Origin of the sequence: uncultured Gimesia sp., from assembly GCF_963976445.1 — a bacterium.
In the GTDB taxonomy this organism is placed as follows: Bacteria; Planctomycetota; Planctomycetia; order Planctomycetales; family Planctomycetaceae; genus Gimesia.
This window is the reverse complement of the sequence record NZ_CAXBKP010000028.1, coordinates 1-13,835: the sequence shown is the minus strand read 5'-3', so window position 1 is coordinate 13,835 and position 13,835 is coordinate 1. Positions and strand designations below refer to the sequence as shown.

Below are 13,835 nucleotides of genomic sequence, written 5' to 3'. Positions count from 1 at the left end.
ATTTTGAGATAAAGGGTTACTAAGATGAAATTGCAGAAGTCTATATCGAGCAAGGGCTTGCTTTGTCTTCTCACACTCTTTTTGGTCGTGAATTATGAATCACAGGCTCAAGAAGGTACTGTCAACAATAAAGCAACTTCAACGGCCCGTCAGAAGTATGCCGCCTTGATGAGTGAAGCTCATAAAACGCGATTGAATCAGCATTATTCAAAGTATTACAAGGCAACATTAGGCGTCGTTGCAACCGATGCGTCCGGTCCTTTGGCGGCTCATTTGACGAATGGGGCCCCCGATATGTGGACCGGAGTCGGAACAGACATTAATGGTAATCCAGGATACGGTGTTGTCATCATGCATGTGGCACCGGGCTCTCCAGCGGAGAAAGCCGGGTTGATGAAATATGATATCATCTTGTCGTTTGGAAAACATCGTCTGGCTTCGGTGCGTCAGCTAAATGCACTACTTGCCAAAGCGCACCCAGGTCAGGATGTGAAACTGTCTGTCATTCAAGTGGGTGAGCAAGGAGCTGTGAGTACTGTTGATGTCAAACTAGGTTGGTCTGAACGGATCAATGCACCGGCTGGGGGAAATCCCTCAAGGTCGTTTACACCTCACTATCCATCAGCTTCTAATTTTGGAAACGATGATGAATATCTCATCAATCCCAAAGCACCATTGAAGTATCAATATGCGGCTCCCTATGAGTACGCTCCCAAGCTGGATCCGTCCACCCCAATGGATTTCGGATCGAGTTTGAATAACTGAAAACGATTCAGCCACAAGCAAAAAATTCAACAGGCTATGTTCTCTTTGGGGCATAGCCTGTTTTTTTGTATGTACGTTATAGGGTCTTAAATCGAGTTTGAGAAAGACAATCCGATCAAGTGATCTAGAAGCAGAAAACGCGGTCAACAAATGGTATCGGAGCAAGCTTTGGCAATCCGGTGGACTTTTTGGGCGCGTGTGAAAGTCTACTGAATTAAGCGACAGAATAAAAAATGAAGATCGACAGAACTAGCGAAAAAAACTGAATCTAGGTAAAATCATGCTTGAATCGCAACTAAGGAGGCCTCGCAGTAAACGTGACGAGAACACCACAGAGTGTCCATAGACGAAAAGCCGAGTTATCTGTTATCGGCTGGCGTGAATGGGTGAAGCTCCCGGATTTAGGGATAAGTACGATCAAGGCGAAAGTCGACACAGGGGCGCGCTCGTCGTCCCTGCATGCCTATGATTTGCATAAGTTCGAGCGCGACGCTGAAGAGTGGATTCGGTTCAAGGTTCACCCTGTGCAGCGAAAAACGCATGAGATCATTGAGACAGAGGCGAGAATATTCGAGTATCGGTCTGTTCGCAGTTCCAGCGGTAAGGCCAACATGAGGCCGGTGATTATCACCAATGTTGAACTGCTTGGCATCGTTTGGGAAGTTGAATTGACGCTCGCCAATCGCGACGAAATGGGCTTCAGAATGTTACTGGGCCGTGAAGCATTCCGACAACGGTTCTTTGTCGATGCAGGAGTGTCTTATTACGGTGGTAAACCACTAAGAGTAAAGCGGTCAAGGCGAAAGTAACCTCTGTTTAACGCCGATTGAGTCGGCACGGCAAGGAATTTTATGAAACTGGCAATCCTCTCTTGCAGTCCGAAATGTTATAGCACGCGGAGATTATACGAAGCTGCTGAGCAACGTGGCTTCAAGGTGAAAGTTCTGAATACCCTTAAATTTGCGATCGACCTGAAACAAGCCGAGCCAGATCTTTTCTACCTGCAAAAGTCGCTCTCTGATTATGATGGCGTACTGCCACGTATTGGTGCGTCGGTGACTTACTTTGGTACGGCAGTGGTACGACAGTTCGAGCAGATGGATATTTTCTGTGCGAATTCCTCCGCCGGAATTTCCAACTCACGAGACAAACTCCGTAGTCTGCAGATCTTTAGCCGACACCAGATTGGTATTCCACAAACGACTTTTGTTCGCGATAAAAAGGATGTTCTGCCAGCCATCGAACGTGTGGGGGGCGCTCCAGTTGTGATCAAGCTGCTGGAAGGAACACAAGGCATCGGCGTGCTGCTCGCAGAATCGGTGAAGTCGGCCGAAGCAATTATCGAGATGCTGCAAAGCCAGAAGCAGAACGTTTTAATCCAGAAATTCGTAGCCGAAAGTAAAGGCCGGGATATCCGGGCGTTTGTGGTCGGAGATCGAGTAGTTGCTGCCATGCGTCGCGTCGCACAAGGGCAGGAGTTCCGCAGCAATGTCCATCGAGGTGGTCTGACGGAGCCGGTTGTGCTTGATGAAACCTATTGCAAAACAGCCGTGAGAGCCGCTCAAATTATGGGACTGCGCGTAGCAGGGGTCGATATGCTTGAGGCCAAAGACGGACCTCAAATTATGGAAGTCAATTCGTCACCCGGGCTGGAAGGAATCGAAAAATGTACGCAGCTCGATATTGCCGGTGCCATTGTTGATTACATCGCCGCTCAGGTGGATTTCCCGGAGATTGATCTTCGTCAGCGGTTAACGGTCAGTCGAGGTTACGGCGTCACGGAAATTTACATCCCTGAGGGCTCAGATTATGTTGGCAAAGAAATCAATCAGTCCGGACTGCGGGATAAAGATATTAACGTACTGACTTTATACCGTGGGACAACCGTGATCCCCAACCCACGCTCTGATCGTCAACTGGAAGCCAATGACCGACTGTTGTGTTTCGGCAAGCTTGAATTAATGCGTGATCTGATCCCGGCGAAAACACGCCGCAATCGGCGTCCACAGGTTCAGGATCTTCCCGAATTACCCGTTGCCGAAGAAGTTCTCACAGAATCAGGACATACACCAGCCGACCAGGCATAACTGGAAAAAGCTAATGCAACTATGACAAAACCACGCAAACGAAAGCCGATTGATCAATGGAATGGAGATTCGATTCCAGCTGGTGAGTCACGTGATGTCAAACTGGCTGTGAGCGAGAGCTATAGCAGCATGACGGTGAAGATACCGATTCATATTCGCCGTGCAAAGGAAGAAGGCCCCGTCGTTTTCGTCACTGCTGCCCTGCATGGCGATGAGATCAATGGTACCGGGGCGATTCGTGAATTGATTCAGGACGAGAGCTTTCAACTGCTGAGAGGCTCGGTCATCTTGGTACCGGTTCTGAATCTTCTCGCCTTTGATCGGCACTCTCGCTATCTTCCCGACCGTCGCGACTTAAACCGCTCGTTTCCCGGGTCAGCCACTGGGAGTCTCGCTGGTCGCATGGCGCGAATCATTTTTGATGAAATCGTCTCGCGCAGTGACTACGGCATTGACCTGCATACTGCATCGGTACGTCGAACAAACTACCCGAACGTTCGAGGTGATATGACGAGTCCTGAAGTCCGTCGGCTCGCTGAGGCATTCGGTTCGGAAGTCATTATGAATGGGAAAGGCCCAGTCGGCGCATTTCGGCGTGAAGCTTGTACGAGTGGCTGCCCTACGATCATCATGGAAGGGGGAGAGGTCTGGAAGGTCGAACCGGGCATTGTAGAATCAGCGGCACGCGGAGTCAGAAATGTGCTGCGCGATCTGAAAATGTTGGATGGCGAACCACAAAGCCCCGATTATCAGGTCGTCGTTGATAAATCGACCTGGGTGCGTGCGGAACGAGGGGGCTTTTTAAAGTTCCATGTCAAGCCGGGAGACATTATTGCAAAAGACCAGGCCATAGCTACGAATACGACATTGCTCGGTCGCGAACACAGCATGCTCTATGCTCCTTTCGATGCCGTCGTGATTGGTATGACAACCCTGCCTGCCATTAGCCCCGGTGAGCCGATCTGTAATCTGGGAATGTTGCCCAAAGGGACCAAACCATCGCATATCCGTCGCGCGCGCCGGGAAGAAGATGGACTTGAGGGACAGGTTGTTGATGAACTCTCAACGAATCTCGTCGTCGTCGAACCGACTGAAGAGTCAAGTCATCACCACCATAACTACAAAGAGAACACGGCCAGTAAAGCCGAGCAGGTTAAAGGCAAGCAGGTTAAAGGCAAACAGAGTAAAGGCAAGCAGGGGAAAACCACTGCAGCCGAGTGAGCCTTGATAAAAAACTTCTTCGGCTTCGGTTGCGTCCTCCCAAGGGGGGCAATCCACCAGTTCCCTCTGATCAGAGGGAACGTTCGGAAGCCAACCAGAAATTCTCTTGACGGCGTGGTGACTTTGGTGAGCACTGAATCGTTCCAAATTTTCAGGTCTTGACTTCCGCGCGCCGTTTTTGATGATGTGTTACCTGCGTCGCGCGCGAGAAACACAAACGTTTTTAGTGACGATTTCTGCCGCTGTGAAAATCAGCACTATAAAAGGCCCTGGTTTCAGCAGCATTTTTAGCATTGCAGAAAAACGCATTCCGGTTGAGCAGTTGTTTTCAAGCGCGATCGATTTGTCATCATTGTCGTTGAGAGACGCTACGTGGAAGATCAGGCTGGGATCAAAGGTGTTTGAATGTCGCATTCCGCATCGCACCATTGCGCTGAATTAGGAATTCATTTCCAATTGCCAATTGGGCTTGGACCAATCGATTCGCATGTGTGACACGATTTTGGTGATGACATTTTCAGTTTCCCTTTCACGAAAACGGTAATTCAAAGCAGACGACAGGCTAAGTCGATGCAAATTGGCTCACAGACAGTCGGTGCAGAAGTATTTTATCGGATATCACCGGCGAGCGAGGGCCAAGTTGTGTCTGTCTTGAAAAGGACCTGAACGAAGTGGATGAGTGAACCGTTTCACCGAATCTGCCCGGCGTCAAAAGTTGGAAGTTACGGAATCAAGTGAGCAGGGGACGAGTTAACTCCAGGAATACGGGCCAGAGTTGCGTATCGGGTTTGCTCTCTGCAGTCTGGTTTTCTAAGATCAACTGTTCATTGCGTTTAACCCGTTACCTTGATAAGAGCCGGTCCGTATAAATGTCTCTTGAAACAGAGAAGATTGAGAAACAGCTGAAGGTAGTCGGAGTGCTGTTTATGTCACTCTCCGGACTATGCCTCTTGGGGCTACTCTTCATTCCAGTCCATTACATGATGATGCAGTCGGTGTTAAACATGGATTTTCCGCGTCAGGGAGAGGGTCCTGATCCCCGGGAGATGTTTGAAAAAATGCAAACACCTATGTTTGTGATGTACGGTTTAATGGGAGGCATGATGCTGTTATTCGGCGGGTTCACGCTGGCGACCGGGATCAACCTGTACCGGAAATCTCACAAGACTTTCTGCATTGTCGGTTCTGCTGTTATCTGCATCTGGATCCCCTTTGGTACGGCACTGGGAATCTGGTCTCTGATCCTTTTATTTGACAAAAATGCCCAACCGTTGTTTGAAGAACAGACGAATTTAAACGATGCTGATTTCCTGTCTTGAATCTTGGGGGGCCTCTGCTTGAGACCTCAAGCGAACTTTATTGAGGAGATCTCCCTGATGGCTGGAAAAAAGGCGAGACAGCTCAATCTGATTGGCATACTCTTTTTAGTTCTGACTGCAATTTCTTTACTCAGTCTGGTTCTGATGATCTCCGTTGCCAATCAAATTTACGAGGATGCAGATCAAGAATTGAGTGTACCTGCATCCGATGGGGCAACCTACGAAAGCAAGATACAAACTAATTCTGTGATGAAATCCATGCTGGTAGGGATGTTGATCTGCTCCATCGTGCTCCCTCTGATCTGTCTTATCACAGGGATTTCCATTCTCAGGCGGAAAAGCCATCGTTCATGTATCATCGGCGCAGTAGTAGTGGCTTTGATGGCATTTCCTTTGGGGACCATCCTGTGTGTCTGGTCCCTGATGCTGTTATGTGATGCCGAGTCCAGGCAGTTATTTGGAGAACAGCAGGACGGCTGAAAAAAACGAATCTGTGCTCCAAATCAAATTCACAGGGCTAGTCAAAACGGGCGCGGGTGCTAATAATACGCCAGCATATTATCTCCGGCCGTTTGAAATAAAGGATTCCGCATGGAGCCGCTTGACCTGACGCAGTTTGAATGGAAAATCAAAGTCCGTCAATTAACGATGGACGATTTCGACGCACTCGTCGAAATGGAGCAGCTCTGTTTCCCCGGGATGCCAACCTGGGGACGTGAGCATATTGAAAGCCAGCTGGCCACGTTTCCCGAAGGACAATTGTGTGTGGAAATTGAAGGGCGCCTGGCGGCTTCGTCTTCGAGTTTAATTCTGGAATTCGATCCCAGTCTGGAATGGCACAACTGGAAAGCGGTCGCCGACGACGGATTTATCCGCAATCACAAGCCCCAGGGTGATACGCTATACGGAATCGAAATCATGGTGCATCCCGAATTTCGTGGCATGAAGCTGTCGCGACGTTTATATGATGCCCGGAAAGAAGTCTGCCGCCAGAAGAATCTGGGACAGATGATTATCGCCGGGCGAATTCCGGGATATCATCAACATGCAGAAGCACTTTCGGCGCGTGAATATATCGAGAAAGTGGTCGAGAAGGGTTTCTACGATCAAGTATTAACGGCACAACTGGCCAATGGATTTTCAGTACAGGGGCTGATCCCCAACTATTTACCTTCCGACACCGCCTCCTGTGGTTATGCGACCTATCTGGAATGGGCGAATCTGGATTATGTGCGGGGCGCCAAACGCCGGTTTCATCACACGGTGGAACAAATTCGTATCTGCGTTGTCCAATACCAGATGAGATCAGTAAAGAATTTTGATGAATTTGCACAGCAATGCGAGTTCTTTCTCGACACCGCCTCGGACTACAAATGCGATTTCATCCTGTTTCCTGAGTTATTCACCACGCAGCTTCTCTCCTGTGTTGAGCCCACCCGACCCGGTCAGGCGGCCCGCAGGCTGGCGGAATTTACGCCGCAATACCTCGATTTCTTTACCGAGATGGCGGTCAAATATAATGTCAACGTGATTGGCGGCTCTCAGTTCGTCGTCGAGCATGACACGCTCTATAATATTTCCTATCTGTTTGGACGGGATGGCACGATTGGGAAACAGTATAAAATTCATATTACACCCAGTGAACGGAAGTGGTGGGGTGTGAGCCCCGGCGACCGCGTGGAAGTTTTCGACACCGATTGCGGCAGGGTCGCGATTCAAATCTGTTATGACATCGAATTCCCCGAACTGACCCGCATCGCTGCCCAAAAGGGCGCACAAATTGTGTTTGTGCCCTTTAATACCGACACCCGCCACGGTTACCTGCGCGTCAGGCACTGTGCACAGGCTCGTTGTATCGAAAATCACTTGTACGTCGCCATTTCAGGCTGCACCGGCAATCTGCCTTTTGTTGAGAATGCCGACATCCATTATGCCCAGTCCGGTATCTTTACCCCCGCTGATGTGGAGTTTGCCCGCGACGCGGTGGCGGCTGAGTGCAATCCGAATGTGGAAACGGTCATCATTCACGATCTGGATTTTGAACAATTGCGCCGGCATCGCGAGGGGGGCAGTGTGCAAAACTGGAATGACCGCCGCCGGGAACTCTATCGGGTAGTTTACCAGGAGGATGGGAAAACATTTGAGGTTTAGTCCAGTTGCGGCGTGTGATCTGAGTTGGTCTCGCGTGACTTGCTGAGATCTCATAAAATCTGCGATATCATGATTAGTTGACTCTAATAACAGTCTTTAAAGATGTCGTACGTTTGGTCTCTAGCAAATACAGATCCGCAGAAACATCGCAACGGATAGAATTTATGATTGACTCATTTGCAGGCGTCTCCAAGAAGGTGGGGATGCCACCTGGCTCTCTGATTCATGTTGGTGATTTTGATGAAGAGGAAACCCGGATTTCCGTGATTGATTACGGACGGATCGATCTGGAAGAACCGGTCGTGGAAACAGTCGAAGATCTTCTCAAATTCAGAGAAAAAGACTCGATCACCTGGGTTTGTCTGGAAGGCTTGAAAAATGTCGAAATCACCGAACTGATTGGTAAGTATTTCGATATTCATCCGCTGGTACTGGAAGATATCCTCAATACACATCAGCGACCGAAATTTGAAGAGTTTGACGATTACCTGTATATTGTGCTCAAGGGGCTGTCACTGCAGCACAGGGATTCCAGCTCCGGTGAGTTCAGAGTGGAATATGAACAGATCAGTATCCTGGTCCTGAATGACTTTGTCTTCACTTTTAAAGAACGAAAAGACGATCTGTTCGTCCCTCTGATTCAGCGAATCCGAAACAGTAGTGGTCGCATTCGCAGTCTGGGATCGGATTACCTGACGTATGCACTTTTAGATACAATCGTGGATCAGAATTTTGTGTTACTCGATTCGATGGATGAACGGATCGATGCCATCGAAGAAGAGCTGCTCGCCAATCCCACATCAGAGACGCTGATGGCAATCCAACGTCTCAAGCGGGAATTGATTGATATCAGACGTTCGACTTCACCACAAAGAGAATTGCTCTCGGCGATTCTGCGTTCTGATCATGGATTAATCAGCGAGAAGATTCATATCTATTATCGGGATGTGTTCGATCACGTCTTGCGGATCACCGAATCGGTCGATTCCTATCGGGATATGCTGGGAGGCCTGCTGGATATTTATGTCTCGAGTGTCAGTAATAAAATGAATGAGATTATGAAAATCCTGACGGTATTCGCGTCGATTTTCATACCGCTCACATTTATCGCTGGGATTTATGGGATGAATTTTGAGTATATGCCGGAACTGAAGTGGAAGTGGAGTTATCCTGCCCTCTGGGTCGTTTTCGTGACCATTCCCACGGTCTTGCTGGTCTATTTCAAAAAGAAGAAGTGGCTCTGAAAATTTGAACGGCCACGTTTCGTAGAACGAACCGATGTGTTCGCCCACTGAATCGAGATATCAGAACTATGTATGTCGTGTACGAAAAGACTCTCCCCGGGTGGCCCGGATCAAATCCGGGCCGAGCGGAGCGAGCGGGAAACTGGCAATGTAACAGGTCAATAAAGAGCCACCGTGGTTTCCACCGTGGTTTCCACCGTGGTTTTATTTTCGTGGGACACCTCTTGCTTAAACGGACGCGTACTCTGACTGTTTCCTATTGTTTTCAACAACCCCGAATTATATTCGGGGCTACCCGGGAAGTCTTCTGCTGAACTTTTAGACCTGTTCGTGGTTTGAAAAACTCCTGTGTGCCACGGACCGGCTCGTCCGGCCGTGCAAAGCGATTAACGGTACCAAAACGTTCATCCAAGGCAGTCATCACGCCGTTTGTAGCAGCACCATCGGGCACAAGCCGAGCGGGGACGCACGAAAGTCGATGATGTCTTCACAGTCAACCGTGCTTAGTGGTTGCTACGGGCAGGTACACAGGCTGGCCTTACTTTTGTTACATGGTTGGCTATCAAAAAAAGGCCTCGGAGAACCGTGTTCTCCGAGGCCTTTCAGCTTGATTAAATTCACAAAGGGAATTTAGTGATTATTGGCAGTAATCCCGGTCCAGTCATCGGTACGGAACGGAGTCATAGGGAGACCCTCTTTGTTCTGCACATTACAGATCGGATTGTCAGCCCAGCCGTAACGGACGGACGCTGGTGTAGCGACCCCATCACTCCAGACTTCGATTTTGTTCGCACCAATGATTTTCGCACTGGCGTTCACGAACTTTTTGTCTTCGCCGGCGATGGTAAAGCCAATCGGGATGTTGACGTCGAATAAATCCAGTCCGCCACCCACATGATCGAACGTCAGGATGGCTTTGTTGCCTTTGACTTCCATCGATTTATACCGTGGGCTCTGATGGACGATCTTCACGCCATAATCTTTGGCGAGCGCCCAGCGGGCCAGACGGTTGGCGACATCCTGTTTATTCTTGGGATGGATATCGACGGCTTCACCCAGATTCAGGATCACGGCTTCTCCCGTGTTGGGGAGTGCGTCCATGGTCATCGTCTGTGCTTCACGCAGCTCGGCCCAGTCGCTGTCTGCAGGTAGTGGTTTTTCGCTGCGGAAGTCGGCCAGCTGGACCCAATAGAAGGGGAAATCGCCTTGATTCCATTCATCACGCCAGTTCTGAATCATGAATGGGAACAGTTTCCGGTACTGATAAGCACGGCTGGCATTCGATTCACCCTGGTACCAGATCACACCTTTGATGCCGTATCCGATGGTTGGAGAAAGCACACCATTATATATATTGGAAGGACGGTGGTTACCGGTGAGTGGATTTCGTGGGCCACGAGGACGACGCGGAGCAGGTTTACCGGCTGCTTTGGCTTTTTTAACAGCCTCTTTCCACAGATCTACTCGCTTATTGTAACTTGCGACGACTTTCTTATGATCGTATGTTTTTTCCGTCTGTTCCCAGCGTTGCATCATTTCTTTGAAAGCAGGCTCGTCTTCCAGACGCTTACGATTCACCCAGGCTTCTGCAGAAGAACCGCCCCAGGCATTATCAATCAGGCCGATGGGAACGTTTAATGACTGATAAAGTTGGCGTCCGAAGAAGTAGCCGACAGCGGAAAAATTGGCAACCGTCTTAGGCGTACAGGCTTCCCATTTGCCATTAAAGTTGTCCTGAGGTTCCTGTGTACCAACCTGGGGTACCGATATCAATCGGATTTTCGGATAGTTGGCGGTCATGATTTCCAGGTCAGCATCGTTGGATGAACCTACGGTCCAAGCCATATTTGACTGGCCGGAGCAAATCCAGACTTCGCCGGAAAGCACGTTTTTAAGTGTAACGGCTTCTTTTCCTTTGATGGTGATCTCGTAAGGGCCACCCACTTTCAGGGGATCAAGACTTACTTTCCACTTGCCTTTGTCGTCGGCGGTGGCTGAGTGAGACTGTCCGTCCACTGAAACAGTGATCTTTTCTCCCGGCTCGGCCCAGCCCCACAGCGGGTTTTTCTGTCCCTGTTGCAGGACCATGTTATCGCCGATGATGGCAGGAAGTTTGATTTCGGCCTGAGCCTGGTTTACAGTAAAGGCATTCAGTGTAAGCAGCATGAGCAAAATTGCTGCAAGCGGCTTCGCGGAAGTACAATTCATTTGTGGTTCCTTGCAGGATGAGTAAAATAGTGAAAGGGTATCGAACAGAGTGTCCTGCTATAGCTTGAACTGAGCGGGATCATTTATCAAGCGATTCCTTTCAAATCGTTGCATCAAATCTTCTTTTTCATTTCTTCTAAATTGGTACGGTGATTCATGAAACGACCATTCTCTCTGATTCTGTCTCTCGTAATTTGTGTGTTCGCGCTCCCTTCGGTTCGGGCGGAAAGCAAGAAAGAGGCTGGGAAACGCTATGTGATTATTCACGCAGATGACGCAGGCATGTCGCATTCTGTGAATCTGGGGACCATTGAAGGGATGAAAAAAGGGATTGTTTCCTCGGCCAGCATTATGGTTCCCTGTCCCTGGTTTAAAGAGTTTGCCGACTTTGCGAAGAAGAATCCCGATCTGGATTATGGAATTCACCTGACATTGAATTCAGAATGGAAAAATTATCGCTGGGGTCCCGTTGCTTCGCGGGATCAGGTTCCCAGCCTGATCGATAGTGAAAATTATCTCTGGGACAATGTGGGCCAGGTGATGCAGCATGTGAATGTCAAAGATGCCGAGAAAGAGTTGCGTGCCCAGATTCAACGTGCTCAAAAGTTCGGAGTCCCTCTGTCGCACTTGGATACACATATGGGGGCAGTGGTCAGTCGGCCTGATTTGCTGGAGATGTATGTCAATCTGGGCATTGAGTATCAGCTGCCAGTGTTGTTTGTGGCGAATCTAGACCCGAAAAAGTATGGATTGATCGCTGAGAAAGGAAAAGAGCTGAAAGTGGTTCTGGAGAAAAATGGCTTACCTGTGCTGGACGATCTGGTTCAATTTTATGGAGAACCTGATTATGACAAGCGAAAAAACACCTATCTGGAGACACTGCGGAATCTCAAGCCAGGGGTCACGCAGATCATTATTCATTGTGGGATTCACAATCAGGAATTGCAGAATATTACCAACAGCTCTTCCCGCCGCGATGGCGATCGCCGCGTGTTTACCGATCCTCTGGTGGCAAAAGAGGTCAAAGACCTGGGCATCGAAGTCATCACCTGGAAGCAATTTCACGAAATGGCACAGTCGAAAGTTGCGGCAGCAGAATAAGCATTACAGGCTTTCTTTGTCGTAAAGCGTCCCCGGGCGAATCTCAGGTTCAATGGGAATAGAGAATCCCCCGCTGGTAACAATGACCAGCGGGGGATCGTTTCATAAGACAGATTCAATCTGTCCGTTCAGGAGGTATTACGTCTTCTGGCTGGGTTCAGCCGCTTCGTCTGTGCAGCAGGAATCGCCTGTTTCACAGCAGGAACGCGGGGTGTCGCAGCATTCTTTCTCTGCAGTACAACATTCCAGAGCCTGTTCACAACATGCCTGGCTTTGCTCGCAGCAGTCTGGCTTCGCTTCTGTTTGGCAGCATGCCAGGCCCGCTTCGCAGCATTTCAGGTTGAGATCACAGCAATTTTGACTGCTAGATTGTGAACTCGCTGTGGCTGACATTCCCAGACCAACGGATAACAGGGTCGCGGTAATTACTTTTGTAAACATGGAATTTCTCCTCGTGTGGATAAATGTATTGTCTAATAACTAATTGATTGTTGAAATTGAACGACGCAATTTCAGCGAATCAACAAGTCCACACGCAATGCATCAAGTGCAAAGGTCGAGAATGGGGCAGGGGACTCTGGTGATAAACCGATTGAGTCTTCCCCGGCGGAATCAATTCCTGCCGTGTATCGATCAGATGCAGCGACATCTGGATGGGATCGACTTTTGGTGTTTTCGCGGCGTCCGCGAAGGTATTTGTCGCATAGCAGGAGCAATTGTGAGGAGGCGCTACAGGTTCAGAAGGTTGATCTTGCTGCGCTGGCTGAGGGAAACAGCAGGTGTGCTGGGGAGCTGTTGATGTTAGGGCGGTCTGCCCGGAATCGGTACAGCACCAGGTTCTAGGGGCCATCAGGCTGGTCGCCAGCATGAGCGACAAACAGATTTTAATTAAATGGCTGATCATGGCTTGCATTCTGATATAGATAATACGAATTCAGCACTCCGTAAAACGTCTCTGAATGATATTACGCCTGAGACAGAGAATGTGTTGGACGGCTTTGCCTGAAAGTTCGCTTTTGTGGTGGCGAACTTAATCAATTCAGGTGTGTCAGGTTCCTGTGAAGAAAATGTAATTTTTTGTAAAACTAGTGTCGAAAGAGACTTTACAGCAAGAACATAAGAAGACAGAATACGCGTCCTCTTATTGGGGCGTATAGCTCAGTTGGTTAGAGCGCAGCTCTGATAAAGCTGAGGTCCGTGGTTCGAATCCACGTACGCCCATTTTTTTGACTCTCTAAGAGGCATCTCATTTGTTTTCCAGTTTTTGGTTGCACAAGTGAGGTTTGTCGGCAATAGTATTGTTGGCATCTGTTAGGGGACGTAGCTCAACTGGGAGAGCGCCGCCCTTGCAAGGCGGAGGTTGCCGGTTCGATCCCGGTCGTCTCCATTGTGTTTCGGGAAGTGACAAGGTCTGAGCCTGTAAGACGGTGTTGAATCAGGTCTTCGAGCTTTCTGGGAAACTTCCAGGGAAATGTTCTCCCTGGGTTGACGGGTGGTTTCTGCTTAGTTAGGATTCCGATCCGGTTGTTTGCTGTTGGCAGGTTTTGCTGGCAGCAAGTTGTTGTCACAAAACAGTTTGTGGTGACAAGGTGTCTGGGGCGATTTGAAAAGGTTTTCAAAATTGTTTTCCCGGACAGTTGACTTTCTGAGAGGCGGCGTTAAGCTGGCTCTCACAGTTGACTTAAGTCGTTTGAATTAGTTTCAGTTTTGCTGATACTGATTCAGCTGATTTTTGTTAG

The 13,835-nt window shown here is 49.0% G+C and carries 13 protein-coding genes and 2 tRNA genes; 11 read left to right on the top strand and 4 right to left on the bottom strand.

Annotated elements, in window-relative coordinates:
• The first annotated feature begins 24 nt into the window (after window positions 1–24).
• From AAC022_RS22730 to AAC022_RS22715, 4 genes are all read left to right on the top strand, one after another.
• A complete protein-coding gene (locus AAC022_RS22730; RefSeq protein WP_339734774.1) occupies window positions 25–765 on the top strand; it encodes a PDZ domain-containing protein in 741 nt (246 codons plus the stop codon).
• A 317-nt stretch (window positions 766–1,082) separates the two neighbouring features.
• On the top strand, window positions 1,083–1,574 hold the full coding sequence (locus AAC022_RS22725; RefSeq protein WP_339734772.1) for a RimK/LysX family protein: 492 nt from the start codon (window positions 1,083–1,085) through the stop codon (window positions 1,572–1,574).
• Window positions 1,575–1,616: 42 nt separating this feature from the next.
• On the top strand, window positions 1,617–2,852 hold the full coding sequence (locus AAC022_RS22720; RefSeq protein WP_339734770.1) for a RimK family alpha-L-glutamate ligase: 1,236 nt from the start codon (window positions 1,617–1,619) through the stop codon (window positions 2,850–2,852).
• Between the two features lie 21 nt (window positions 2,853–2,873).
• Window positions 2,874–4,073 carry a succinylglutamate desuccinylase/aspartoacylase family protein gene (locus tag AAC022_RS22715; protein WP_339734768.1) on the top strand — a complete coding sequence of 400 codons (1,200 nt, stop codon included), beginning with the start codon at window positions 2,874–2,876 and terminating at the stop codon, window positions 4,071–4,073.
• A gap of 189 nt (window positions 4,074–4,262) precedes the next feature.
• Here AAC022_RS22715 and AAC022_RS22710 read toward each other — a convergent pair whose 3' ends face one another.
• Window positions 4,263–4,487 (bottom strand): hypothetical protein, encoded by a 225-nt coding sequence (locus tag AAC022_RS22710; protein WP_339734766.1) that lies wholly within the window; start codon window positions 4,485–4,487, stop codon window positions 4,263–4,265.
• A gap of 455 nt (window positions 4,488–4,942) precedes the next feature.
• Here AAC022_RS22710 and AAC022_RS22705 point away from each other — a divergent pair, with 455 nt between their 5' ends.
• From AAC022_RS22705 to corA, 4 genes are all read left to right on the top strand, one after another.
• Window positions 4,943–5,392: a hypothetical protein gene (locus tag AAC022_RS22705; RefSeq protein WP_339734764.1), complete on the top strand. Its 450-nt coding sequence runs from the start codon at window positions 4,943–4,945 to the stop codon at window positions 5,390–5,392.
• Between the two features lie 57 nt (window positions 5,393–5,449).
• Window positions 5,450–5,872, top strand: a complete 423-nt coding sequence (locus tag AAC022_RS22700) for a hypothetical protein (protein ID WP_339734762.1) — start codon at window positions 5,450–5,452, stop codon at window positions 5,870–5,872.
• Between the two features lie 111 nt (window positions 5,873–5,983).
• Window positions 5,984–7,543: a GNAT family N-acetyltransferase gene (locus tag AAC022_RS22695; RefSeq protein WP_339734760.1), complete on the top strand. Its 1,560-nt coding sequence runs from the start codon at window positions 5,984–5,986 to the stop codon at window positions 7,541–7,543.
• Between the two features lie 164 nt (window positions 7,544–7,707).
• The gene (gene corA, locus AAC022_RS22690; RefSeq protein ID WP_339734758.1) at window positions 7,708–8,787 is read left to right on the top strand and encodes a magnesium/cobalt transporter CorA; all 1,080 of its coding nucleotides are present in this window, start codon (window positions 7,708–7,710) and stop codon (window positions 8,785–8,787) included.
• A gap of 630 nt (window positions 8,788–9,417) precedes the next feature.
• Here corA and AAC022_RS22685 read toward each other — a convergent pair.
• Window positions 9,418–10,995, bottom strand: a complete 1,578-nt coding sequence (locus AAC022_RS22685) for a sialate O-acetylesterase (protein WP_339734756.1) — start codon at window positions 10,993–10,995, stop codon at window positions 9,418–9,420.
• 156 nt (window positions 10,996–11,151) lie between these two features.
• Between AAC022_RS22685 and AAC022_RS22680 the strand changes: the two genes are divergently transcribed.
• Window positions 11,152–12,096 carry a polysaccharide deacetylase family protein gene (locus tag AAC022_RS22680; protein ID WP_339734754.1) on the top strand — a complete coding sequence of 315 codons (945 nt, stop codon included), beginning with the start codon at window positions 11,152–11,154 and terminating at the stop codon, window positions 12,094–12,096.
• A gap of 138 nt (window positions 12,097–12,234) precedes the next feature.
• Here the strand turns inward: AAC022_RS22680 and AAC022_RS22675 are convergent, their stop codons facing one another.
• Together AAC022_RS22675 and AAC022_RS22670 are read right to left on the bottom strand one after the other, a co-directional pair.
• Window positions 12,235–12,537 carry a hypothetical protein gene (locus AAC022_RS22675; RefSeq protein ID WP_339734752.1) on the bottom strand — a complete coding sequence of 101 codons (303 nt, stop codon included), beginning with the start codon at window positions 12,535–12,537 and terminating at the stop codon, window positions 12,235–12,237.
• Between the two features lie 79 nt (window positions 12,538–12,616).
• Window positions 12,617–13,000 (bottom strand): hypothetical protein, encoded by a 384-nt coding sequence (locus AAC022_RS22670; RefSeq protein ID WP_339734750.1) that lies wholly within the window; start codon window positions 12,998–13,000, stop codon window positions 12,617–12,619.
• A 243-nt stretch (window positions 13,001–13,243) separates the two neighbouring features.
• On the opposite strand from AAC022_RS22670, the gene AAC022_RS22665 reads away from it, so the two are divergent.
• Both AAC022_RS22665 and AAC022_RS22660 read left to right on the top strand, forming a co-directional pair.
• Window positions 13,244–13,317: transfer RNA gene (locus AAC022_RS22665), tRNA-Ile, on the top strand.
• Between the two features lie 93 nt (window positions 13,318–13,410).
• Window positions 13,411–13,483, top strand: a tRNA-Ala gene (locus tag AAC022_RS22660).
• Window positions 13,484–13,835 lie beyond the last annotated feature (352 nt).

Bases quoted from the DNA above. Each gene is read 5' to 3' on its own strand.
- AAC022_RS22730 (WP_339734774.1), top strand. From the start codon at position 25: ATGAAATTGCAGAAGTCTATATCGAGCAAGGGCTTGCTTTGTCTTCTC.
- AAC022_RS22720 (WP_339734770.1), top strand. From the start codon at position 1,617: ATGAAACTGGCAATCCTCTCTTGCAGTCCGAAATGTTATAGCACGCGG.
- AAC022_RS22715 (WP_339734768.1), top strand. From the start codon at position 2,874: ATGACAAAACCACGCAAACGAAAGCCGATTGATCAATGGAATGGAGAT.
- AAC022_RS22710 (WP_339734766.1), bottom strand. From the start codon at position 4,487: ATGCGACATTCAAACACCTTTGATCCCAGCCTGATCTTCCACGTAGCG.
- AAC022_RS22705 (WP_339734764.1), top strand. From the start codon at position 4,943: ATGTCTCTTGAAACAGAGAAGATTGAGAAACAGCTGAAGGTAGTCGGA.
- AAC022_RS22700 (WP_339734762.1), top strand. From the start codon at position 5,450: ATGGCTGGAAAAAAGGCGAGACAGCTCAATCTGATTGGCATACTCTTT.
- AAC022_RS22695 (WP_339734760.1), top strand. From the start codon at position 5,984: ATGGAGCCGCTTGACCTGACGCAGTTTGAATGGAAAATCAAAGTCCGT.
- corA (WP_339734758.1), top strand. From the start codon at position 7,708: ATGATTGACTCATTTGCAGGCGTCTCCAAGAAGGTGGGGATGCCACCT.
- AAC022_RS22685 (WP_339734756.1), bottom strand. From the start codon at position 10,995: ATGAATTGTACTTCCGCGAAGCCGCTTGCAGCAATTTTGCTCATGCTG.
- AAC022_RS22680 (WP_339734754.1), top strand. From the start codon at position 11,152: ATGAAACGACCATTCTCTCTGATTCTGTCTCTCGTAATTTGTGTGTTC.
- AAC022_RS22675 (WP_339734752.1), bottom strand. From the start codon at position 12,537: ATGTTTACAAAAGTAATTACCGCGACCCTGTTATCCGTTGGTCTGGGA.
- AAC022_RS22670 (WP_339734750.1), bottom strand. From the start codon at position 13,000: ATGATCAGCCATTTAATTAAAATCTGTTTGTCGCTCATGCTGGCGACC.